This is a genomic window from Halosimplex pelagicum (genome assembly GCF_013415905.1).
GTDB classification, from domain to species: Archaea; Halobacteriota; Halobacteria; order Halobacteriales; family Haloarculaceae; genus Halosimplex; species Halosimplex pelagicum.
In genome coordinates this window covers 2,671,563-2,692,291 of sequence record NZ_CP058909.1, presented here as the reverse complement: position 1 = coordinate 2,692,291, position 20,729 = coordinate 2,671,563, and the positions used below count along the sequence as shown (strand labels likewise).

General features: G+C 68.8%; 21 protein-coding genes. 12 read left to right on the top strand and 9 right to left on the bottom strand.

The window, feature by feature from the left end; genetic code table 11:
- Positions 1 to 8: 8 nt before the first annotated feature.
- Complete coding sequence (locus tag HZS54_RS13495; RefSeq protein WP_179917641.1) at positions 9 to 503, bottom strand: Hsp20/alpha crystallin family protein; 495 nt, start codon at positions 501 to 503, stop codon at positions 9 to 11.
- Between the two features lie 94 nt (positions 504 to 597).
- Complete coding sequence (locus HZS54_RS13490; RefSeq protein WP_179917640.1) at positions 598 to 756, bottom strand: DUF7559 family protein; 159 nt, start codon at positions 754 to 756, stop codon at positions 598 to 600.
- A 111-nt stretch (positions 757 to 867) separates the two neighbouring features.
- Here HZS54_RS13490 and HZS54_RS13485 point away from each other — a divergent pair, with 111 nt between their 5' ends.
- Positions 868 to 1,650 (top strand): DUF429 domain-containing protein, encoded by a 783-nt coding sequence (locus tag HZS54_RS13485; protein WP_179917639.1) that lies wholly within the window; start codon positions 868 to 870, stop codon positions 1,648 to 1,650.
- 47 nt (positions 1,651 to 1,697) lie between these two features.
- Here the strand turns inward: HZS54_RS13485 and HZS54_RS13480 are convergent, their stop codons facing one another.
- Positions 1,698 to 3,113: a sensor histidine kinase gene (locus tag HZS54_RS13480; protein ID WP_246391646.1), complete on the bottom strand. Its 1,416-nt coding sequence runs from the start codon at positions 3,111 to 3,113 to the stop codon at positions 1,698 to 1,700.
- 171 nt (positions 3,114 to 3,284) lie between these two features.
- On the opposite strand from HZS54_RS13480, the gene HZS54_RS13475 reads away from it, so the two are divergent.
- The 4 genes from HZS54_RS13475 (at position 3,285) to HZS54_RS13460 (ending at position 10,240) form a co-directional block, all read left to right on the top strand.
- Positions 3,285 to 5,180, top strand: coding sequence for an ABC transporter ATP-binding protein (locus HZS54_RS13475; RefSeq protein ID WP_179917638.1), 1,896 nt, complete (start codon positions 3,285 to 3,287; stop codon positions 5,178 to 5,180).
- A gap of 91 nt (positions 5,181 to 5,271) precedes the next feature.
- Entirely contained in the window at positions 5,272 to 6,372 is a 1,101-nt protein-coding gene (locus HZS54_RS13470) for an AI-2E family transporter (protein WP_179917637.1), read from the top strand.
- 103 nt (positions 6,373 to 6,475) lie between these two features.
- A complete protein-coding gene (locus HZS54_RS13465) occupies positions 6,476 to 8,272 on the top strand; it encodes a radical SAM protein (protein WP_179917636.1) in 1,797 nt (598 codons plus the stop codon).
- 117 nt (positions 8,273 to 8,389) lie between these two features.
- The gene (locus HZS54_RS13460; protein WP_179917635.1) at positions 8,390 to 10,240 is read left to right on the top strand and encodes a flippase-like domain-containing protein; all 1,851 of its coding nucleotides are present in this window, start codon (positions 8,390 to 8,392) and stop codon (positions 10,238 to 10,240) included.
- Between the two features lie 30 nt (positions 10,241 to 10,270).
- On the opposite strand, the gene HZS54_RS13455 is transcribed toward HZS54_RS13460, so the two are convergent.
- Positions 10,271 to 10,471, bottom strand: a complete 201-nt coding sequence (locus HZS54_RS13455; protein WP_179917634.1) for a hypothetical protein — start codon at positions 10,469 to 10,471, stop codon at positions 10,271 to 10,273.
- Between the two features lie 66 nt (positions 10,472 to 10,537).
- Entirely contained in the window at positions 10,538 to 11,065 is a 528-nt protein-coding gene (yjjX, locus tag HZS54_RS13450; RefSeq protein ID WP_179917633.1) for an inosine/xanthosine triphosphatase, read from the bottom strand.
- Between the two features lie 247 nt (positions 11,066 to 11,312).
- Between yjjX and HZS54_RS13445 the strand changes: the two genes are divergently transcribed.
- The 5 genes from HZS54_RS13445 (at position 11,313) to HZS54_RS13425 (ending at position 16,077) form a co-directional block, all read left to right on the top strand.
- Positions 11,313 to 12,281 (top strand): transcription initiation factor IIB, encoded by a 969-nt coding sequence (locus HZS54_RS13445; RefSeq protein ID WP_179917632.1) that lies wholly within the window; start codon positions 11,313 to 11,315, stop codon positions 12,279 to 12,281.
- Between the two features lie 166 nt (positions 12,282 to 12,447).
- Positions 12,448 to 13,356 (top strand): methyl-accepting chemotaxis protein, encoded by a 909-nt coding sequence (locus HZS54_RS13440; RefSeq protein WP_179917631.1) that lies wholly within the window; start codon positions 12,448 to 12,450, stop codon positions 13,354 to 13,356.
- A gap of 79 nt (positions 13,357 to 13,435) precedes the next feature.
- On the top strand, positions 13,436 to 14,119 hold the full coding sequence (locus tag HZS54_RS13435) for a type I 3-dehydroquinate dehydratase (RefSeq protein WP_179917630.1): 684 nt from the start codon (positions 13,436 to 13,438) through the stop codon (positions 14,117 to 14,119).
- A 73-nt stretch (positions 14,120 to 14,192) separates the two neighbouring features.
- Positions 14,193 to 14,636 (top strand): zinc ribbon domain-containing protein, encoded by a 444-nt coding sequence (locus HZS54_RS13430; RefSeq protein ID WP_179917629.1) that lies wholly within the window; start codon positions 14,193 to 14,195, stop codon positions 14,634 to 14,636.
- A gap of 190 nt (positions 14,637 to 14,826) precedes the next feature.
- Positions 14,827 to 16,077, top strand: a complete 1,251-nt coding sequence (locus HZS54_RS13425) for an RNA-guided endonuclease InsQ/TnpB family protein (protein WP_179917628.1) — start codon at positions 14,827 to 14,829, stop codon at positions 16,075 to 16,077.
- On the opposite strand, the gene HZS54_RS13420 is transcribed toward HZS54_RS13425, so the two are convergent.
- From HZS54_RS13420 to HZS54_RS13405, 4 genes are all read right to left on the bottom strand, one after another.
- A complete protein-coding gene (locus tag HZS54_RS13420) occupies positions 16,064 to 17,119 on the bottom strand; it encodes a glycosyltransferase family 4 protein (RefSeq protein ID WP_179917627.1) in 1,056 nt (351 codons plus the stop codon). The two genes, HZS54_RS13425 and HZS54_RS13420, sit on opposite strands and share 14 nt — an antisense overlap.
- 61 nt (positions 17,120 to 17,180) lie before the next feature.
- Entirely contained in the window at positions 17,181 to 18,356 is a 1,176-nt protein-coding gene (locus tag HZS54_RS13415) for a 3-dehydroquinate synthase II (protein ID WP_179917626.1), read from the bottom strand.
- A 332-nt stretch (positions 18,357 to 18,688) separates the two neighbouring features.
- Complete coding sequence (locus HZS54_RS13410; protein ID WP_179917625.1) at positions 18,689 to 18,919, bottom strand: hypothetical protein; 231 nt, start codon at positions 18,917 to 18,919, stop codon at positions 18,689 to 18,691.
- A 93-nt stretch (positions 18,920 to 19,012) separates the two neighbouring features.
- On the bottom strand, positions 19,013 to 19,168 hold the full coding sequence (locus HZS54_RS13405) for a hypothetical protein (protein WP_179917624.1): 156 nt from the start codon (positions 19,166 to 19,168) through the stop codon (positions 19,013 to 19,015).
- Between the two features lie 116 nt (positions 19,169 to 19,284).
- Here HZS54_RS13405 and HZS54_RS13400 point away from each other — a divergent pair, with 116 nt between their 5' ends.
- Both HZS54_RS13400 and HZS54_RS13395 read left to right on the top strand, forming a co-directional pair.
- Entirely contained in the window at positions 19,285 to 19,470 is a 186-nt protein-coding gene (locus HZS54_RS13400; RefSeq protein WP_179917623.1) for a DUF7836 family putative zinc-binding protein, read from the top strand.
- Between the two features lie 83 nt (positions 19,471 to 19,553).
- Positions 19,554 to 20,498 carry a DUF7537 family lipoprotein gene (locus tag HZS54_RS13395; RefSeq protein ID WP_179917622.1) on the top strand — a complete coding sequence of 315 codons (945 nt, stop codon included), beginning with the start codon at positions 19,554 to 19,556 and terminating at the stop codon, positions 20,496 to 20,498.
- The last annotated feature ends 231 nt before the right edge of the window (positions 20,499 to 20,729 follow it).

Here is a 20,729-nt window from a genome sequence, read left to right as displayed (position 1 = left end):
CTTCGCCGCTACTCCTCGTCGGTAACGTCTTCGGCCTCGGCGTCGAGTTCGTCCGCGTCGGTCTCGTCGTGGACCTCGTCGACCTCGTCGGCTTCCAGCGCCTCGTCCACCTCGGGGTCGACGGGTTCGGCCTTCGGGACGCGCACTTCGAGCGTGCCGTTCTCCCGCAGCGTCGCGGTGGCCGCGTCGGCGTCGACGCGGGCCTCGGCGGGCAGTTCGACGTGGCCGTCCAGCGCCAGCCCGCGACCGGGGTAGCGCATCTCGAAGCCCTCGTGGAAGCCGCGGAAGCGGTCGACCCGCACCTCGACGAGCCCCGAGTCGAACTGCACCTGCACGTCCGACGGCCGGGCGCCCGGCGCGTCGAACACCGCGAGGTAGGCGTCGTCGCTCTCCAGCAGGTCGACCGGCAGCGGCGTCCGCTCCTGGGCGCGGCCCATCGCCCGCCCGACGTTCTCCAGCACGGTGTTGCCCAGCGACTCGCCGATGTCACGCAACGTGTTCATATCCGCCGGTTAGGACGGTACGGTCTTCAGGATTGTGCCCGCGGCCTCGGGACAGAAGCGGGACTGCGCCGACCCGGGGACGCCGGCGGGCTCGCTACAGTTCGATCGCTTCGAGGCAGTCGGTACCGCCACAGACCGGACAGGACAGGTCGGAGACGCCGTGGTCGTCGGGCATATCGTAGGTGTAGTGGTTCTCGAACATGTCGAGGAAGCAGTCGTCGTCCGTACACTTGACCTCCTTCGTCGGTGGCATACCCGCGAGTTCGGACGGCCGACGGAAACTGTTTTCGACCACTCACCGAAGCTACGGCCGGCGGTCCGGCGAAGCCGAACCTTCATATCGGACGAGTGAGAGACGGGTGGTATGGGTTCGCGTGTCCTGGGCGTCGATTTCAGCGGTGCGACGGACGCGGGGCGTTCGCTGTGGCTGACGGAGGCGCGGTCGACGGGGGAGGGGCTCGTCGTCGACGACTGTTACAGCGCGGCCGACGAGTGGGGCGTCGGCCGCGAGCGCGCGCACGCCGGCCTCCGCGAGCGGGCGACCGACTTCTCGGTCGTCGGGCTGGACTTCCCCTTTAGCCTCCCGCAGGCATTGCTCGACGAACACTGCGGCGCCAGTTGGCGGGGCCTGGTCGAGTGGCTGACCGGCGACGGGCCGGACGACCCCGACGGCTTCGCCTCGACCTGTCGGTCGACCGCCCGGGCCTACACGGGCGACGGCACCGCGCAACTGCGCCGGGAGACCGACCTCCGGCGCGCGGCGCTGTGCCCCTACGACTCGATCGTCCAGTACCAGACCTTCCACGGGGTCCGCAACGTCCTCTCCGGACTGGCCGGCGACCCCGACGCGACCGTCGCGCCGATGCAGTCGGGACCGGCGAGCACCCGCGTCGTCGAGGTGTACCCAGCCGCCACCTTCGGCTGGCTCGGCCTCTACCGCGAGGGCTACAAGGGCGACCACCGCCGGCGCCGCGCGACGAACCTGGAGGGCATCGAGGCCTGTAGCGTCGATATCGGGGAGTTCCGCGACACCTACGAGAGTAACCACGACGCGCTCGACAGCCTCGCCGCCGCGGTCTCGGCCGGCCGGGTCGGCGCCGACCCGCCGCGCCACGGCCCTCGCGAAGAGGGGCACATCTACGTCTGAGCGACCGGCCGCCGCTCGCGCGGTGTCGCCCGCCGATCCGGGCCCGCTCAGGTGTGTTTCGGCAGCGTGACCGTGAACACCGATCCGGTCGGCTCGTTGTCCGACACCGCTATCTCGCCGCCGTACTGCTCGACGAGCGTGTGCGCCAGGTAGAGGCCGATGCCGGTCCCGGGGCTCTCCGGTCCCATCTCGCCCTTGCCGAAGATGGCGTCCTTCTGCGAGTCCGGGACGCCGGGCCCGTTGTCGGCGAAGCGGACGGTGACCTCGGTGGACGACTCCTCGACGTCGACGCTGACGCGCGGGTCCGCCGAGTCGTTGTGGCGGGCGGCGTTGCTCAGCAGGTTGCCGAACACCGACGACAGCAGTTCGTTCGCCCTGACGGCCACCGTCGGGATCGGGCGATCGGCCGTGACCGTCAGGTCGTCGTGGCGGCGGTCGGCCTTCTCGATCTCGTCGTCGAGGATCTGTCGGAGACCGACCCCGGTCAGCGAGAACTCCGCGTCGCTGCCGATCGAGTCGACGAAGTCGCGGGCGATCGTCGTCAGCTCGTCGATGTGGTCGCAGGTGTGCTGGATGCGCTCGACGTACTCCCGGCCGTCCTCGTCGTCGACGTACCGGTCGATCCCGTCCGCCCAGGCGAGTAGCAACTGGATGTCGTTGTTGATGTCGTGGCGCACGAGCCGGTTGATCACCGCGAGCTCCTCCGTCCGGGTCTCCAGCTCGCGCTCGCGGCGCTTCTGCTCGGTGATGTCGCGAGTGATGAGCTGGAAGGAGTCGGCCTCGCTGCCGACGCTGACCGGCGCGGCGACGTTGTGGAAGTGCCGGACGCCGAAACTGTCCTGGAAGGTGACCGCCGACCCCGCGGTGAGCGCGCGCCGGCCGTGTTCGATGCGGCTGGCCGCCGTGTCCTTCGGGAGCACGTCCGAGAGGTGCGCCCCGGTCAGCTCCGAGCGGGTGGTACCGAACGAGCGGGCGGCCGCCTCGTTCGCGGCCGCGATCGTCCCGTCGACGCCGACCTGCGTGATCTCGTCGGGCGTGTTGTTGACCAGCAGCTCGTACTTCTCGTTGGCGCGGCGCTGGGCGACCACGTTCTCGATGCGGTTGGCCAGCAGCTGCAGCTGGCCCTCCTCGGCGATGTCGTCCTTCCGGAGGTAGTCGTCGACGCCCGCGCCGATCGCCCGGCTGGCCGTCCGCTCGTCGCCCTGTCCGGTCAGGAGGATGAAGGGCAGTCCGTACTCCGCGTCGACGCGCTCGTACAGCTCCAGCCCGTTCAACCCGGGCATCTCGAAGTCGCTGACGACGCAGTCGACCGAGCGGTCGGCGAGCGTCGAGAGCGCCTGCTCGCCGTTCTCGGCCTTCGACACCGATATGTCCGCCGCCTCACCCAGCCGGTCGGAGACGATCGTGCGAAAGAAGCCGCTGTCGTCGACGAGCAGCACGTCGATCGACGACGTATCCATCATACGGAATCATCCGCGAGGGGGGTGTTATAGCTGACTCCCGGATTTTCGCCCGCGATAATCGAGCGGGGGCCCGGACCCCTCGCTCGCCTTCCGGTGACCGCGACGAGTCGCCGAACCGGCGCCGCTGACTGCAAGCCGGGGATATTTCAGTCCGTAGCCGAACGCGGTGGTATGAGCGACGAGCACGGCGGGTTCGAGGGGGTCCGGGAGAACCTCGACGGGAACCCGATGTGGCAGCTGCTGGGGTACGCGACGGCCTACTGGCCGCGGCTGTCGGTCGGGATCCTGGCCTCGTTTCTGACTCGGTTCGCGCGGCTGGTCCCGCCGATAATCGTCGGGACCGCCATCGACCGGGTCATCACCGGCTCGGGCGAACCCGGCCTGCTCGCTACCGTCGGGCTCCTCCCGCAGGGGACTATCGAAGGGGAGGCCGCCAGGCTCGCCCTGCTCCAGCGGCTGGTCGTCATCGCCGCGCTCGCCTATCTCGTGCGGTCGGTGACACGGTTCGTCTCTCGCTATCTCCTGCAGTCGACCGCACAGAAGGTCCAGCGTGACCTTCGCGACGACAGCTACGACCACATCCAGCGGCTGTCGATGGGGTTTTTCGCGAATCACCAGACCGGCGGCATGATGTCGATCCTCAACAGCGACATCAACCGACTGGAGGCGTTTCTCAACACCGAGTTCCGCCAGCTGATCCGCGTCGTCGCGACGGTCGGCGGCATCGGAGCGGTGCTCTACGTGGTCTACTCGGAAAAGCTCGCGCTGATCGCGCTGGCACCGGTCCCCTTCATCGGCGTCGCCTCCTGGTACTTCCTCAGCTGGATCGAGCCGCGCTACAAGTCGATCCGCGAGACGGTCGCCCGGCTCAACACCCGCCTGGAGAACAACCTCAGCGGCGCGGCGGTCATCAAGGCCTTCGACCGCTACGAGTTCGAACACGACCGCGTCGCCGACCAGAGCCAGACCTACCACGACGAGAAGATCGGGGCGCTCCGCATCCGTCGCGGCTTTTTCGCCGCGCTGCGACTCGTGACCGGCGTCGTCTTCGTCGTCGCGCTGTACGTCGCCGGCCGCGACATCATCGCGGGAGCGCCCGGCGCGCTCTCGGCGGGGACCGTCGCCGTCTTCTTCCTCTATCTCCGCCGGCTGTACTCCCCGATGCGCCGCGTCGGCAAGTCCGCGAACAAGTACCAGCTCGCCAAGTCCAGCGCCGAGCGGGTGTTCGGCCTGCTCGCCCAGGAGCCGACGGTCACCAGCCCCGACGACCCGTTCGTCCCCGAGTCCGTCGACGGCGCGGTCCGGTTCGAGGACGTGACCTTCGCCTACGACGAGGAGCCGGTCGTCCGCGACGTGGATTTGGACGTGTCGGCCGGCGACACCGTCGGCCTCGCGGGTCCCACGGGCGCCGGCAAGTCGACGCTCCTGAAGCTCGTCCCGCGGTTCCACGACCCCGACGAGGGGACGGTCAGCGTGGACGGGACGGACGTGCGCGAGTACGACCTCCAGGCGCTGCGCGACCACGTCGCCGTCGTCGAGCAACAGCCCTACCTCTTCTCGGGGACGGTGGCGGAGAACGTCGCCTACGGGGACCGCGAGGTACTGGACGGGGAGGGAACGGGCGACGAATCGGCCCGCCAGCGCGTCCGCGAGGCCGCCAGCGCCGCCGAGGCTCACGAGTTCATCGAGGACCTCCCGGAGGGCTACGACACCCAGATCGGCGAGCGGGGGATCAAGCTCTCGGGCGGCCAGCGCCAGCGGGTCGCCATCGCCCGCGCGCTGCTGAACGACCCCGAGATCATCATCTTCGACGAGGCGACCAGCGACGTGGACACCGAGACCGAAGAACGGATCCAGGAGAGCCTCGATCGCCTCGTGGAGGACCGCACCGCCTTCGTCATCGCCCACCGCCTGTCGACCATCCGCGACGCCGACAGCATCGTCGTCATGGACGAGGGCCGGGTCGTCGAACGCGGCACCCACGACGAACTGCTGGCCGACCGCGGCGACTACGCCGATCTGTGGTACGCCCAGGCCGACGAGGGGCCGGTCAGCGCCGACGACTGAGTGTCGCCGCGCGCCGGCGGCCGCCGACTCGTCGAGACGCGACCCCACACCTACCACCGGACTAATATATCGGGCGATTGAATCCGGGGCCATGTCGGATGGTCCCCAACCGCCGGCCTGGGTCGTCGAACAGCCGGGACTGACCGCCGTGGCACTGGTGAGCGTCCTCCTCGCGCTGGCCGTGCTCGTCCCGTACCTCCAGTTCGTCCTGTTCGGCGTCGTCCTCGCGTACATCCTCTATCCGCTCCAGCGACGGCTCGAACGGTACGTCCGGCCGATGGCCGCGGCGATGGGCGTGGTCGTGACGACGCTGCTCGTCGTCCTCCTCCCGCTCGTCTACGTCCTCACCGTCGCCGTCGAACAGGCGTTCGGCGTCGTCCGCGCCATCAGGCGGGGCGACATCGATGTCGCCCGGATCGAACAGCTGATCGAGGCGAACGGCTACGCCGTCGACCTCGTGGCAGTCTACGAGGCCAACCAGGGGCGGATCGCGGCGGCTATCCAGGAGGTCACGATGGGGACGCTCGGCCTCGTCGGCAGTCTTCCGGGACTGTTCATCGGGCTGACGATCACGCTGTTCGTCCTGTTCGCGCTGCTGCGCGACGGCGAGGAGTTGCTCGCGTGGGTCGAGTGGGTGCTGCCGGTCCCCGACGAGGACCTGGCCGAACTCCGGGCCGGACTGGACGACCTCATGTGGGCGTCGGTCGTCGGGAACGTCGCCGTCGCGGCCATCCAGGCGGTGATGCTCGGCGTGGGCCTCTTCGTGGCCGGCGTCCCGGCGATCGTCTTCCTCACGGTCGCGACCTTCGTCCTGACGCTGCTGCCGCTGGTCGGCGCGTTCGGCGTCTGGATCCCCGCGGCGGTGTACCTCGTCTCAGTCGGACGCCCGCAGGCGGGCGCGGCGCTGGCCGTCTACGGCGTGTTCGTCACCTTCTCGGACTCCTATCTCCGCCCTGCGCTGATCGGCCAGACCGCCGCGTTCAACTCCGCGATCATCATCGTCGGTATCTTCGGCGGGCTCGTCGCCTTCGGCGCCGTCGGGCTGTTTATCGGCCCGGTCGTCCTCGGCGGCGCGAAGCTCGCGCTCGACTGCTTCGCCCGCGAACACGCCGGCGGACCGCCCGAGGAAGCGAGCATCGACCGGACCGACGACGGGACCGCAGCCCCCGAGGGGAAGGCCGACGCGGGGTGAGCGCCGCGGCCGTCGGCGATCGGTCCGCTCGGCGGACGTGACCGAGCGGGGCGCGACCGTCGAAAAAGACCCTTTATCCCCGTCGAGCCAGTACCGAGGGCCAATGACCCGAGACCCCGCGACGCTGGACGTGACCATCGTCGACGGGTACGTCGACGAGCCGGCGCACTTCGGCGTGCCGCCCTACGTCTCGACGTACCCCCGGTACACCGCGGGGGCGCTCGTCGACGCCGGCGTACCCCAGGAGCGGATCACCTACCACACCATCGACGGCCTGCGCGAGAACCGCCAGCGGTGGGCCGACGTGGCCGACGCAGACCTCATGATCTACGTCGGCGGCATGACCGTCCCCGGCAAGTACGTCGGCGGCACCCCCGCCGAACCCGACGAGGTGCGCCGGCTCACCTGGGAGGCCGACGGGACCACCCTCCTCGGGGGACCGATCCGCTTCGGCGTCGGCGAGGAGAACAAGGGCGCCGAGGAGACCGAACGCGACGACCTGGACTACGACTTCGTCGCGAAGGGCGACGTGGAGGCCGCGGCCCACGATCTGGTCCGGGAGGGACTGGAGGGGTTCTCCGACCGGATGCGCGACAACGAGGAGATCGGGCGGTGGGCGCGGGCCGGCGCGTTCGTCGTCGAGCAACACCCCAACCACCCCGACTACCTCATCGCCGAGATGGAGACCTCCCGGGGCTGTGCGTATCGCTGTTCCTTTTGCACGGAACCGCTGTACGGCGACCCCGCGTTCCGCACCGCCGAGTCGGTCGTCGACGAGGTCGACGCCCTCTCGGACCACGGCGTCCGGGACTTCCGACTCGGTCGCCAGGCCGACATCCTCGCCTTCGGCGGCGACGGCGAGGCGCCCAATCCCGACGCCCTCCGGGACCTGTACGGCGGCATCCGCGAGGTGGCGCCGGACCTGCGAACGCTGCACCTCGACAACATGAACCCGGTGACGATCACCGACTACCCCGAGAGATCGCGGGAGGGAATCCGGATCATCGCCGAGCACAACACGCCCGGCGACACGGCCGCGTTCGGCCTCGAATCCGCGGACCCCGTGGTGCAGGAACAGAACAACCTCCTCGTCACCGCCGAGGAGTGTCTCGAAGCGGTCCGGATCGTCAACGAGGAGGGGGGCTGGCGTCCGGGCGGGGATCGGGAGACGGCGCCCAACTTCGGGTCCGACGCCTCGCGGCGGCTGCCGAAACTCCTGCCGGGAATCAACCTCGTCCACGGCCTCGACGGCGAGCGCTCGGAGACGTTCGAGCACAACAAGCAGTTCCTGCGGGACCTGGTCGACGAGGGGCTGATGGTCCGCCGGATCAACATCCGGCAGGTGATGGCCTTCGAGGGGACGGAGATGAGCGAGACGGGCGCGGAGATCGCCCGCGACCACAAACAGCAGTTCAAGCAGTACAAGCGGGAGGTCCGCGAGGAGGTCGACAACGCGATGCTCCAGCGGGTCGCGCCGCCGGGGACCGTCCTCCCGGACGTTCACCTGGAGTACCACCAGGACGGCAAGACGTTCGGGCGCCAGCTGGGCACGTACGCCCTGCTCGTGGCCGTCCCGGGCGAGCGCGAACTCGGGCGGACCGTCGACGTGGCGGTCACCGACCACGGCTACCGCTCGGTGACGGGCGTCCCGTATCCGCTCGATCTCAACGCCGCGTCGATGGACGAGTTGACCGCGGTCCCGGGGATCGGGCAGTCGACCGCCGGTGACGTGGTCGTGAACCGACCGTACGAGGCCGTCGATGGGGTCGAGACCGACGCGGACCTCCGGTCGTTCGCGACCGTCGAGGGCGAGGCGCCGGCGACGGTCCCGGGACTCGCTGACCGAGAGGGACGGAGCGGGGCTGGGGACCGGACAGAGACGCCGGAAGCCGACGACTGACGCGGGCGACCGACGGCCGGGGCCGGACGCGGACGACGGTCCGGAGGCCGAGCCGAGAGGCGGTGCCTGCACCAGCGAACAGAAGGTTCTTGCCCGTCCCCGCCGCTACCTGCACCAATGAGTGACGTCGAGGTGAGCGTCGTCCTCCCGGCCTACAACGAGGAGGCCACCATCGAGCGGACCGTCGAGGTCACGCTGGAGACGCTCGCCTCCTTTCTCCCCGCGGGCGCCTTCGAGGTGATCGTCGCCGAGGACGGCTGCGACGACCGCACGCCCGAGATCGCGACCCGACTGGCCGACGAGGACGACCGCGTTCGCCACGTCCACAGCGACGAGCGGCTGGGACGGGGCGGCGCGCTGGAGTACGCCTTCGAGCGAGCCGAGGGCGAGACGCTGGTGTACTTCGACACCGACCTCGCCACGGACATGAAACACCTCGAAGAGCTGGTCGAGAGCGTCCGGTCGGGCGAGTACGACGTGGCGACGGGCTCGCGGTGGATGCCCGACAACCAGGCCGACCGCCCGACCAAGCGGGCCGTCTCCAGCCTCGGCTACAACACGCTCGTCCGCCTGTTCCTCCGCTCGGACATGCAGGACCACCAGTGCGGGTTCAAGGCCATCTCGCGGGAGACGTTCGACGCCCTGCGGAGCGAGGTCGAGGACGAACACTGGTTCTGGGACACCGAAGTGCTCGTGCTCGCCCAGCGCCGCGGGTACCGCGTCCGGGAGTTCCCGGTCGACTGGGAGCCCAAGGGCGACACGAAGGTCGACCTCGTCCGCGACGTGTTCGGCATGGGCAGCCAGATCCTGCGGACGTGGTGGCAGCTGTCGGTGAGTCCGCGGATCTCCCGGCGGGTGAGCATGGCCGCCGGGTCGCTGCTGGTGATGCTCGCCCTGGTCGTCGCGGTCGGCGTCGTCTTCGACCTGCAGGCGGTGTTCGACGCGATGAGCGGCGCGGACCCGCGGCTCGTCGCCGCCTCGGGCGCCGTCTACCTGCTGTCGTGGCCGCTGCGCGGGCTGCGCTACCGCGACATCCTCGACCGGCTCGGGTTCACCGGCGACACGTGGTTCCTGACCGGCGCGATCTTCATCAGCCAGACGGGGAACCTCGTCTTCCCGGCGCGGCTGGGCGACGGCGTCCGCGCCTACGTCGTGAAAGCGAGGCGGGACGTGCCCTACCCGAGCGGGTTCGCGTCGCTCGCGATCGAGCGCGTGTTCGACCTGCTCGCGATCACGGTGCTCGGCGGGAGCGTCCTCGTCGGGCTCGTGCTGACCGGCGGGACCGAGCAGATCGCCGAGGCCATCGCCGCCGAGATCCCGCCGGTCCAGATCGGCGGCGAGACCATCGACGCGGGCGCGGCGGCCCGAACGGCGCTGCGCGTCGCGGCCGGCGTCGGCGCCGCGGCGGTGCTGGGCGTCCTCGCGATCCTCGCCAGCGCCCGCCTGGAGGGCGACTACGTCCACCGGGCGGTCACGACGGTGAGCAACGACTCCTACGCCGACTACGTCTCCGGGGTCATCGCGCAGTTCGTCGGCGACGTGCAGGCGGTCGTCAGCGACCGCGGCGCCTTCCTGCGGGTGGGCGTCGGCAGCCTCGCCATCTGGGTCGTCGACGTGGCGACGGCACTGGTGGTGTTCCACGCGTTCGGGGTCGACGTCACGACCGCACTCGTCGCCACCGCCTTCTTCGCGGTCAGCGTCGGCAACCTCGCGAAGGTCCTCCCGCTCTCTCCGGGCGGGATCGGCCTTTACGAGGGCGCGTTCACGCTCATCGTCTTCGGGCTGACGGAGGAGGTGGCGGTGCCCGTCGCCTTCGCCGTCTCCATCGTCGACCACGTCGTCAAGAACGTCGTCACCATCCTCGGCGGCCTCGTCTCGATGGCGTGGCTCAACGTCTCGCTGACCACCGCCGTCGAGGAGAGCCGCGAGGCCGGCGAGGTCGAAGCGGCCGCCGCGACCGAGGACTGACCGGCGGCGGCTCCCCTTCGGACGGCGATCCTACGCGCTTCCGTCGCCGCGTTCGGCGGCCGCCTTCCGGGACCGCGCCCAGCGTAGCCGCGTGAACGCGACGGCGACCAGCACGAGTCCGAGCAGGGACGTGAACGGCTCGGGGAACAGGAAGAGCGCGGCCCCGAGTAGTACGAGCACGGCGATGGACAGGTAGCGAAAGAGGGCTCTGAGCGGAGTGTCGACGTCCATGCGAGGGAACTCGGACACCGCGAACAAGAGCGTTGGGTCGGTCCCCGGACCGACCGGGGAGCGAACTCAGTACAGCTCCGTCGCGAACGGTCCGAACGCCCCCGCTACCGCGTGAACGAGTGCCGACTCACGGTCGATGGCACCGCCGGTGAGCACGCCCGCGGCGCCGATTCGCTCCTTGAGATCCTCGGTCCCCAGTACGTCGTCGAGCACCGGCCCGAGTTCCTCGCCCGACCGGACGCGCTCGGCGATCCCGTCGGGGAGTCGCAGCGCGGGACCGCCGCCCCGTTCGAGGCGCTCGCCGTCGGTGACCGCCGCCCACATTATCAGGTACAGCCCCGGACGCTCGGCCAGGTCCGCCACGCCGCCCTCGATCCCGACGCCGTAGCCGGCTTCGGGCTCGGCTTCGAGCGCGCGGGCCGCGCGGTTCTCCGCGCCGGTCAGCGTCTCGACGCGACCCCGCGGCTGTTCGGGGACGCCCGAATCGACGGCGACGGCGCACACCTCGACGGCTCCGCCGAACAGTTCGCCCGCGACCCGCTCCGTCGCACCGACCTTCACCGGATTCTCGCTCCCGACCGCGACACGTGTCATACTCCGATCCAGACCGAGCGGCCGCTTGCGCGTTTCGTTCCCGCACCGAGTACAGACATATAAATGCGAGATAGTAACGTGCGGGAGACGTTCACACACCGCCCGAAATACCGTCTGCGGGCCGTTTCCGCGAGAGAGACCGCCGTGGAGCGAAAGATTTATAAAAATATCTCCGTATGGTTGTCTCACCACCGAGCGACTCCGGGATTCTCCGTAGCGTTCTACCCGGATCGACACGCCCCCAGCAATGAGCGACTCTCGACTCAGAACCCAGCGAACAGACGTACAGGAAGACGAATCGACCGAAGAGCGGACCGATGAGGCCTGCCCGGAGTGTTCCGGTCACCTCGTGATGGACGAGGAGCGCGGCGAGACCGTCTGCGAGGAGTGCGGTCTGGTCGTCGAGACCGACGAGATCGACCGCGGCCCCGAGTGGCGCGCCTTCGACGCCGGCGAGAAAGACGAGAAATCGCGCGTCGGCGCGCCCACGACGAACATGATGCACGACAAGGGCCTCTCGACTAACATCGACTGGCGCGACAAGGACGCCTACGGCAACTCCCTGTCCTCGAACCAGCGCCAGAAGATGCAGCGCCTGCGCAAGTGGAACGAGCGCTTCAGGACGCGCGACTCCAAGGAGCGCAACCTCAAGCAGGCCCTGGGCGAGATCGACCGCATGGCCAGCGCGCTGGGCCTGCCCGAGAACGTCCGCGAGACCGCCTCCGTGATCTACCGCCGCGCGCTCGACGAGAACCTCCTGCCGGGCCGCTCCATCGAGGGCGTCTCGACCGCCGCGGTGTACGCCGCGGCCCGCCAGGCCGGCGTCCCGCGCAGCCTCGACGAGATCAACGAGGTCTCCCGCGTCGAGAAATCGGAGATCGCCCGCACCTACCGCTACGTCATCCGCGAACTCGGGCTGGAAGTCGCGCCGGCCGACCCCGAGAGCTACGTGCCGCGGTTCGCCTCCTCGCTCGAACTCTCCGACGAGGCCGAACACCGCGCGCGCAAGCTCCTCCAGAACGCCAAGGAACAGGGCGTCCACTCCGGGAAGTCCCCCGTGGGCCTGGCCGCCGCCGCGGTGTACGCCGCCGCGCTGCTGACCAACGAGAAGACCACCCAGGCCGCCGTGAGCGAGGTCGCCGACATCTCCGAGGTCACGATCCGGAACCGCTACCACGAACTGCTCGAAGCCGAGCAGGGCCTCCCGGCGGTCTGACCGGCGGCTCGACGCCTCTCCCGCTCCGACCAGCCGACGAGACCCCGCGATCCCGAGTCCCAGACCCGCCCGTGAGCCGCGTCTGGAGTCGTCTTCGCCGCCGACGAAAATCAGGGCTGATAACCGCGGGAGTACGTTTAATTCGGTCGCTCACGCCTGTCGGCGTATGGCTTCCGATTCCGGTGACCTCGGCACCGAGGCACTCGACGTACACTCCGAGGCAGGGGACATGACCGTCGACGATTTGGGGACGGCGATCGACGAACTGCTCCGGGCCTCCGAGAGCGTCTCCCAGAGCTCCCAGCAGATCAGCGACCTCGCCAACGAACAGTCCGAGAACATGCGGGAAGTCGCGGGCGAGGTGTCGAACCTCAGCGCGACCGTCGAGGAGGTCGCCTCCAGCGCGAGCCAGGTGCGACAGGTCAGCACCGAGGCCCGCGACCTGGCCGACGACGGCCGCGAGATGGCCGACGACGCCATCGACGCCATGGAGTCCGTCGACGAGGCCAACAGCGAGGTCTCGGAAGACGTGCGTCAACTGCGCGACCGCATCGACGAGATCGACGATATCGTCGAGGTGATCAACGACATCGCCGACCAGACGAACATGCTCGCGCTCAACGCCTCGATCGAGGCCGCCCGCGCCGGCGAGGCCGGGGAGGGCTTCGCCGTCGTCGCCGACGAGGTCAAGAGCCTCGCCGAGGAGTCCCAGCAGAACGCCACCGAGATCGAACAGCTCGTCTCGAACATCAAGAGCGACACCGAGAGCACCGTCGACAGCATCGAACACGCCAACGACCAGGTCGAGGAGGGCATCGAGCAGGTCGACGACACCGTCGACGTGCTCCGGGAGATCGACGCCGCCGTCGAGGAGGCGGCCCAGGGCGCCCAGGAGGTCGCCAGCGCCACCGACGAACAGGCCGCCTCCACCGAGGAGGTCGCCTCGATGGTCGACTCGACCGCCGAGAGCGCCGAGGAGGTCGCCGGCGAGATCGAGCGCATCGCCGCCGCCAACCAGCAACAGACCGCCCAGATCAACGAGATCCAGGGCCTCATCGACGACCTGCAGCAGTAGCGATCCGCGGGCGGGACCGTCGGCACCCGCCGCGAGACCGATCCGGTCGCTTTTTTCCGCCCCTCGCGGTAGAACCGGTATGCAGATTGACTTCTCGTCGTTCGTCCTCGCGGCCGCGACCGCGGACCTCTCCGACGAACCCGCCGCGCGCGGGGCCGCCGACGCCGTCGAGTTTCGCATGGACTTCGCGAGCGACCCGCTGGACGCGCTCGCGGCCTACGACGGCGAGTTGCCGCTGATCGCGACCAACCGACCCGAGTGGGAGGGCGGCGAGGCGCCCGACGACGGAGCGCGACTCGACGCGCTCGAAGCCGCCGCCGAACACGACGCGGTCGGCGCCGTCGACCTGGAACTGGCCGCGCTGGAGCGCGGCGACGCGGACGCCGTCGTCGACCACGCCCGCGACCACGGGACGGCGGTGGTCGTCTCGACGCACGACTTCGAGGGGACGCCCCACCGCGACGCGATGCGGGAGACGCTCGCCGAGGCGAGCCGCTGGGGCGACGTGGCGAAACTGGCGGTGACCGCCGAGGGCGCCGGCGACGTGCTGGACCTGCTGGGTGCGACCTGGGACGCGACCACCGCCGGCGAGACGGTGGCGACGATGGCGATGGGCGAGGCCGGCCGCCACTCCCGGGCGGTCGCGCCGCTGTACGGCTCGCGGATCGGCTACGCGCCGGTCGACCCCGCCGACGCGACCGCGCCCGGCCAGTACGACCTGGCGACGCTCTCCGGACTGGTCGAGCGACTGGGCGGCGAGTGACCGCTCCCGAGCGACGAATTCCGGGGAGTCGGAAGCTTAACAACGCGCGACGACCGAAATCGCACAACTAACAGTGAGTACACGGAACCGAACGCGGCCGTTGCTGGCAGTCGTGCTCGCCTTTCTCTATCCCGGGCTCGGGCACGTCTACCTGCGCGAGTGGCTCCGCGCGCTCGTCTGGTTCTTCCTCAACGTGACGAGTTTCACCCTGCTGATGCCCGCCGAGGCCGTTCCGGAGACGTTCGGCTGGTCGGAGCTGGTCGCGGCCGCCGAGAACGTCCCCCCGGAGGCGGCGCTTGCGCTTGCCGCGATCACCGTCTTCAGCATGATCGACGCCTACTGGATGGCCAAGCGCCAGAACACCGAGACCGAAGTCGAGGAGGGAACGACCTGCCCGAACTGCGGGCGCGACGTGGACCCCGACCTGGAGTTCTGTCACTGGTGTACCGAGCGGCTGAACCCCGAGTCCGGCGCCGACTCCGAGGAGACCGCCGACGACTCGGGCGCGAACGCCTGAGTGGCGCCGGCGGCGGCCCCCTGAGGCGCCGACCCGACCCCGGACTCACAGCGGAACAGCGCGGAAGCCCATCCCTTTTATGGGTGGGAGGAAGCGCGGAAACTCTCTGTCACAATCATCCGAGACCAGCAGGGCCGACTCCCGAAATAATCGTTGCTAATTTGAACCTCCTGCTCAACGTGATTCTGTCATGGAGGTGCAACGTACCGTTCGGGTCAAACTCGACGTGCCCGACGAGCGACGGGACCACCTCCACCAGACGGTCGAGCAGTTCAACACCGCCGTCAACTACAGCATCGAGAACGGTCGCACCGACGATGGCTACCTCATTACCGCGAAGACCAACATCCACGATGAGGTCTACTACGACCTCCGTGAGGTGACTGACCTGCCCGCGAACCTCTGTGTTCGCGCCTACTCGAAGGCAGTCGAGATGATGCAATCCACGGTCGCCGACTGGAAGGACGGCAACAGCCGTCCCGTCCCGACGTTCGACCAGCCCACCGTCGTCTACGACAAACGCACCCTGACCATCAACGACAGGAGTGCAACCCTCTCGACCGTCGAATCTCGCGTCGAGGTCGGGTTCGACATTGGCGAGCATCAGGCCGACTATCTCGACGACACCGACTACGAGAAACGGATGGGGACGCTCCACTACGACGAACAGGAGGACGACTTCTACCTCCACATCGTCGTTCAGAAGGAAGTCGAGGAGCATGAAGGCGGCCGCGTTCTCGGTGTCGACCTGAATCTCAAGAACGTCGCCGTGACCAGCACGGGGTCGTTCTACGACGGTGGCGAGTTACTGTGGGGGCAGAATCACTACTTCCGTGTGCGTCGGAGCCTCCAAGACAAAGGCACTCGTTCCGCAAAGCAGGCGTTAGCGCGACTGTCGGGGCGAGAAAACCGCTTCGTCTTGGACCGCCTGCATACCATTTCTCGGCGCATCGTGGAGGAAGCCCACAACTACGACTGCTCGCACATCGCCGTCGAAAAGTTAACCCATATCCGCGAACGGATGGACGCCTACGACGACCAACTGAAGCGCCAGATGCACCAGTGGGCATTCCGCGAATTGCAGGAGATGATCCGGTGGAAAGCCACCGAGTACGGGATTCGCGTCGAGAGCGTGAATCCCGCGTTCTCCTCACAGACGTGCTCGAAATGCGGATACCAATCCAGCACAAACCGCGATTCGGATGGCTGGTTCGAGTGCAACGAATGCGGATACGAGGTGGACGGCGACTACAACGCTTCCAAGAACATCGGGAAGCGACTGGTCTCTTTACCCGAGGGCAAACGTCCCTCGGGGTTGGGCGACGGTCATCTCGCCCTCAAGAGCGGGACAGTGACCCTGAACGGCGATTACACCGCCTACGACAATTTGTCGGCAGAAGGGGAGTCCCACGCTCAAGCCCACGGCTTTAGCCGTGGGTAGATGACCCCGTCGGCGTTCGCTCGTTCGTGGTGCCGCTGACGAGTTCGTCGTAGAGAGTCACTAACTGCTCACCGACCGCGTCGAGGGTGAACCGCTCGGTCGTCTCGGCGGCGCTGTCGCCGATCCGCTCGCGTTCGCGCTCGTCCTCGCAGAGTTCCGCGATGGCCTCGACGAACTCGTCGGCCGTCTCGGCCTTGCGGCAGTCGTCGCCGTCCGCCAGCCACTCGTAGGTGGGAATGTCGCGGACGACCGGCGGCTTGCCGCAGTGCATCGCCTCCAGCAGCGCCATCCCCTCGTTCTCGTTGCGCGAGGGCCAGAAGAACACGTCGCCCGCCGCGGGCGCCCCGCGGGGGTCCTCGATGTAGCCGGTAAACGTACAGTTGTCTGGAGAGTTCTCGACGAGCTTGCGGGTCTCGCGGGGCTGGAGGAACCTGTCGAACCGTCCGCCGGTCGGGTTGAGGTAGCCGAACCACGCGAAGTCGTACTCCGGGAGCCGACGGGCGACCTCGACGAACGTGTCCAGGCCCTTCCGCTTGATCACGTGGCCGAACATGAACACGACCGGGGGTTCGAGGTCGTAGCGGTCGAGGTACTCCGCACGCAGGTCGGGGTCGTCCCAGCCGTCGAAGCGGCCGCCGTCGAACCCGTTGGAGATGACCGTCGACGGCGTGTCGGTGTAGCCCGCGATCACGTCCTGATTGTGTTCGGAGGGACAGACCAGGTGGTCGGCCTGGTCGTAGGCGTAGGCGAGGAAGGGCTTGAGCGGGCGGGCGAGCGCGTTCGAGAGGACGAAACTGTCCCGGAAATCCGCGGCGGTGTTGTGGGTGTGAAAGAGGACCGGAATCTTCCGCCGGCGCGCGCGCTTGGCGTAGTAGATCGAGCGCGGGCCGGCGTTGTTGAGATGCAGGAGGTCACAGTCCAGGGTCGGCTCGGTCGCGTAGTCGATGCCGTGGCGGTCCATGACCTCGCGCTGGTTGTTGACCGACTGGGCGAACCCGCCGGTGACGACGCCCTCGCCCTCGAAGTAGTGGCTGACTCTCATGTGTGGTCGGAGTGCGGTCGACGCCGCGGCCGCCCGCCTGGGACCGCGGGCATCGGCCGCGTCACTTCTCGATGATGCTCTCCTCGATGGCCTCGCCGAAGTGACGGGCCTTGTCGCCATAGAAGACGCGCACCTCGTCGCCTTCTTCGAGGTCGGTGACCGCCTTCCGGCCGTCGGCGGTGGCGACCTTGATCGTCTCGGCGTTCTGCAGCAGCGTCTCGATGCGGTCGACGCCGTCGTCGGTCTCGACCTTCGCGCTGATCCGGAACATCGGTCGCTTCTCGATCTTGACGCGACCGACGATGGCCTCGCGGGTGCGTCCCTCGGTGTCGACGACCTGCACCTCGTCGCCGCTGCGAAGCTCCGAGAGGTACTTCGTGCCGCCGTCCGGCGTGCGGACGTAGGCGTGGACCGCACCGGCGTTGACGCGGAAGGGTCGCGAGGCGACGTAGGGCGATTCGGCGGTCTCGGCGTGGACGAAAAAGAGGCCGCGGCTCATCGAGCCGACGAGCATCCCCTCGTCGTGTTCCATGAGGTTGCCCGTGTCGATGCAGACGCGGTCGGCGGAGCCGGTCTGTTCGATCTCGGTGATCTCCGCCGTCGTGAGTTCCAGCTGTTCGCGGCTCATCTCGTCGCGGACCTCGACGGTCTCGCGGATCTCGTCGACGTCGTCCGTGTCGAGCAGCACGGAGTCGGCGCCGATCTCCAGGGTCTCGTAGGCGGTGCGGGCCTCCTCGGCGGTGGTGACGCCCGCGACGAGGTTCGTCTCGTCGCCGATGCGCGCGATGAGGTTCTCGAGGGGGATGATCTGCCAGTCCTCGCCGACGACGATGGTGTAGTCGGCCGCGGTGGCGACCGCCTCCGCGAACTCCTCGTAGCGCTGGTCGAAGATGCGGACGTAGCCCGCGCTGGCCTTCCCGTCCTGCCGCAGCACGGAGAGGTCGGCCGACCCCGACAGGTCGCCGGGGATGTCCATGGAGCCGTCGCCCTCGCCGTCCTTGCCGACGACGGCGGCGTCCGGTTCCTCGGCCTCGTCGGCCTCGGCGTCCATCACGTGAACGTCGCCGTTGGTGAACGCCGCGACGTTCACCGCACCGAGATCGCGAACCCGGGCCACGTCGGACTCGTCGACGACGACCCAGTCGACCCCCGCCTCCAGCCCCGCCGTGATCCGGCGCTTGCGCGCCTCCCAGTCGCCGACCTCGTCGTCGGCCTTCAGCCACACTTGCCGTGTCATGTATCCACGCTCGCCCCCGTCCGATTTGAACGTGGCGGAAGCGGCGCTATCGGTCGTCCGACCTGACCGCCCCCGAAGCGACAGCCGCCGCTACCCGTTCGGGGTTTCGGTGGACAGAACGCGCGAGTACCCCTACCCGCTGTCCACCTGTGTACCGCCGAATCGACCGAGAGGAGGGATATGTCTTGTGGTTGCTGTCAGTAGTCGCCCCCCGGAGTGAATGCGCGTCCGGATCGACGGCATCCAAACGCGGATCCGTTCGATGCGACGGCCCGCCGCGCACCGCCGACCGGAGACGGCCATCCGTAGTTCGAACGACGCGCGCGCTCTCGTCACTCGGCGGCGTCGAGTACGCCTTCGACTAACACGATAACACCTTGGAGGCCGACGACGAACCCGACGAACAGGGCGGCGATCCACATCGCGACCGCGCCGAGGACGGCGTCACCGCCGCCGGAGACGCTCGCCCGGGCGAAGACGGTTCCGAGACCGCCGATCACCGCGCCGGCGGTCAGGCGGCCGGCGGCGCGTAGCCGTAACAGGATCGACTCGCCTACGTCCATGGGGATGGACTGGTCAGCGGTACTGAAATTCATTCCGCTTCCGACGACGACGGACTGCGCGGCCGCGCGCGCCGCGTCGGGCGACACGACGCCTCAGCGGGCGGTACTCGCACCCCCACCGTCCGTGGCTTCGTCGGTCGAGCGCTTCCCGCACTCGACGCAGACGTACTCGTCCCCCCGCTTGACGACCGCCGCACCGCACTCACATTCGATGCGAGTGTTTCGACCCGCTCGCGGAAATCGAGTCATACGTTAGCATATGCCAGTGGAACGAATATAACTATTTTCCATTTAAATACCGCCGCACGGGTCGGCTCCCGAGAATCGCCACAAGGCTCTTTCGGGAGGCGTCCCCACGGACGAGTATGCAGGAGGCCTGGATCCAGCTCCAGTGTCCCGAATGCGGCGAACAGTGGGAAGCCAACCCCGCCGACCTCCACGAGCCGGACGAGGCGTTCGGCTGCAAGGACTGCGAGGAACGGCGGCCGCTCTCGGAGTTCACCAAGACCGCCCGCGACTTCGAAATTCTGGAGGAGTTCCACGGGAGCTAGCGGCGGCGCCGCGACTGTCCTCCGACCCGCGACGACGCCCGCGATGAGAAGACCCATACGTGGCGCCGGAATACGACCGTCGAATGACACGTCAGTGGGTGACCGCGGTCGCGCTCGTCGCCCTGGTCGCGCTCGCCGGCTGTCCGTCGCTCACGGGCACGACGCCGTCCGAAACTGGCCAGCCGGCCGAGAACCGGTCGCCGGCGGGGACCGCGGCCCCTTCGCCACCGGGCGACACGACGACGGGGACCGCAGTCCGACCGACGGCGACCGCGACGGTGTCCGGGCCGACGACGACGCCGGGAGCGGCGAACGGAAGCCGGGTCCGGCGGCTGCTGGCCGCCCACAGCAGTGCCCTCGGTGACGACGACTACGAGTTGACGCGCTCCGAGCGGCGCCGAGTGACGGGGCCGAACGGGACGCGAGCGGATGTCCGGCGCGTCGTCGCCCGCAGCAGCGCGGTCGAGGACCGCATCTCGGGTCGGCTCACGGCGAACGGCACGTCCGGTCCGGACGTGACGCGAACGAACACCTTCGTCGCGAACGGCACCGTCTACAGGCGGACTGTCGACTCCGGACACGAACCCGAATACGCCCGTGAACCGGCCGAACGGTCTCACCGCGAGCTTCACGAGGAGATGGCGACGACGGGCCTCGAATCGCTCCTCGAAGCCGGGCGCTACGAGAACGTCTCGACGGTCGAACGCGACGGTCGCCGCCTCGCCCGGTACGAACTCGCCGCGTTCGACGGATCCCCCTGGATCCGGGAGTCGACCGTCGAGAACGCGTCGGGGTTCTACCTGGTCGATCGCGAGGGGGTCGTCCGCGAGGCCCGGCTGAGCTACCGGCTGTCCGACCCCGACGCCGGCTCGACGATGACGGTCGAGCTGTCCTACGCGGTCGAGACCGCCGACCGGCTCGCCGTCGAGCGACCGGACTGGGTCGACGAGGCGGTCGAAGCGGCGGACGGGGAGTCGCCCGCGCCGACGAGTTCGAACCGGACCGCGAGCGCGGGCGACCCGTCGTAGACGAAACGGTACTCGCCGGCGGGCAGTCGCTCGCAGACGACGAACTTCCCAGTAGAGAAGCCCGCGGTGCTCGCGCGGAACGACCACTCGAAGCCGTCGCCGGACTCGTGGGCGAGCGCGGTCGCGTTGAATCCGGACCGTCCCTCGGGGAACAGCGTCACCGTCCGCCAGTCCCCGTCGACGCGCCGCTGGAGCGCGTAGCGGTGGCGGGTGCCCGTGGTCCGTCGGTCG

Excerpts from the sequence above, each read along its gene's own strand:
- HZS54_RS13440 (WP_179917631.1), top strand. The coding sequence starts at position 12,448 with ATGGCTTCCGATTCCGGTGACCTCGGCACCGAGGCACTCGACGTACAC.
- HZS54_RS13405 (WP_179917624.1), bottom strand. The coding sequence starts at position 19,168 with ATGACTCGATTTCCGCGAGCGGGTCGAAACACTCGCATCGAATGTGAG.
- HZS54_RS13490 (WP_179917640.1), bottom strand. The coding sequence starts at position 756 with ATGCCACCGACGAAGGAGGTCAAGTGTACGGACGACGACTGCTTCCTC.
- HZS54_RS13465 (WP_179917636.1), top strand. The coding sequence starts at position 6,476 with ATGACCCGAGACCCCGCGACGCTGGACGTGACCATCGTCGACGGGTAC.
- HZS54_RS13425 (WP_179917628.1), top strand. The coding sequence starts at position 14,827 with ATGGAGGTGCAACGTACCGTTCGGGTCAAACTCGACGTGCCCGACGAG.
- HZS54_RS13455 (WP_179917634.1), bottom strand. The coding sequence starts at position 10,471 with ATGGACGTCGACACTCCGCTCAGAGCCCTCTTTCGCTACCTGTCCATC.
- HZS54_RS13400 (WP_179917623.1), top strand. The coding sequence starts at position 19,285 with ATGCAGGAGGCCTGGATCCAGCTCCAGTGTCCCGAATGCGGCGAACAG.
- HZS54_RS13480 (WP_246391646.1), bottom strand. The coding sequence starts at position 3,113 with ATGATGGATACGTCGTCGATCGACGTGCTGCTCGTCGACGACAGCGGC.
- HZS54_RS13475 (WP_179917638.1), top strand. The coding sequence starts at position 3,285 with ATGAGCGACGAGCACGGCGGGTTCGAGGGGGTCCGGGAGAACCTCGAC.
- HZS54_RS13410 (WP_179917625.1), bottom strand. The coding sequence starts at position 18,919 with ATGGACGTAGGCGAGTCGATCCTGTTACGGCTACGCGCCGCCGGCCGC.
- HZS54_RS13415 (WP_179917626.1), bottom strand. The coding sequence starts at position 18,356 with ATGACACGGCAAGTGTGGCTGAAGGCCGACGACGAGGTCGGCGACTGG.
- HZS54_RS13395 (WP_179917622.1), top strand. The coding sequence starts at position 19,554 with ATGACACGTCAGTGGGTGACCGCGGTCGCGCTCGTCGCCCTGGTCGCG.
- HZS54_RS13420 (WP_179917627.1), bottom strand. The coding sequence starts at position 17,119 with ATGAGAGTCAGCCACTACTTCGAGGGCGAGGGCGTCGTCACCGGCGGG.
- HZS54_RS13460 (WP_179917635.1), top strand. The coding sequence starts at position 8,390 with ATGAGTGACGTCGAGGTGAGCGTCGTCCTCCCGGCCTACAACGAGGAG.
- HZS54_RS13445 (WP_179917632.1), top strand. The coding sequence starts at position 11,313 with ATGAGCGACTCTCGACTCAGAACCCAGCGAACAGACGTACAGGAAGAC.
- HZS54_RS13470 (WP_179917637.1), top strand. The coding sequence starts at position 5,272 with ATGTCGGATGGTCCCCAACCGCCGGCCTGGGTCGTCGAACAGCCGGGA.
- HZS54_RS13485 (WP_179917639.1), top strand. The coding sequence starts at position 868 with ATGGGTTCGCGTGTCCTGGGCGTCGATTTCAGCGGTGCGACGGACGCG.
- yjjX (WP_179917633.1), bottom strand. The coding sequence starts at position 11,065 with ATGACACGTGTCGCGGTCGGGAGCGAGAATCCGGTGAAGGTCGGTGCG.
- HZS54_RS13435 (WP_179917630.1), top strand. The coding sequence starts at position 13,436 with ATGCAGATTGACTTCTCGTCGTTCGTCCTCGCGGCCGCGACCGCGGAC.
- HZS54_RS13495 (WP_179917641.1), bottom strand. The coding sequence starts at position 503 with ATGAACACGTTGCGTGACATCGGCGAGTCGCTGGGCAACACCGTGCTG.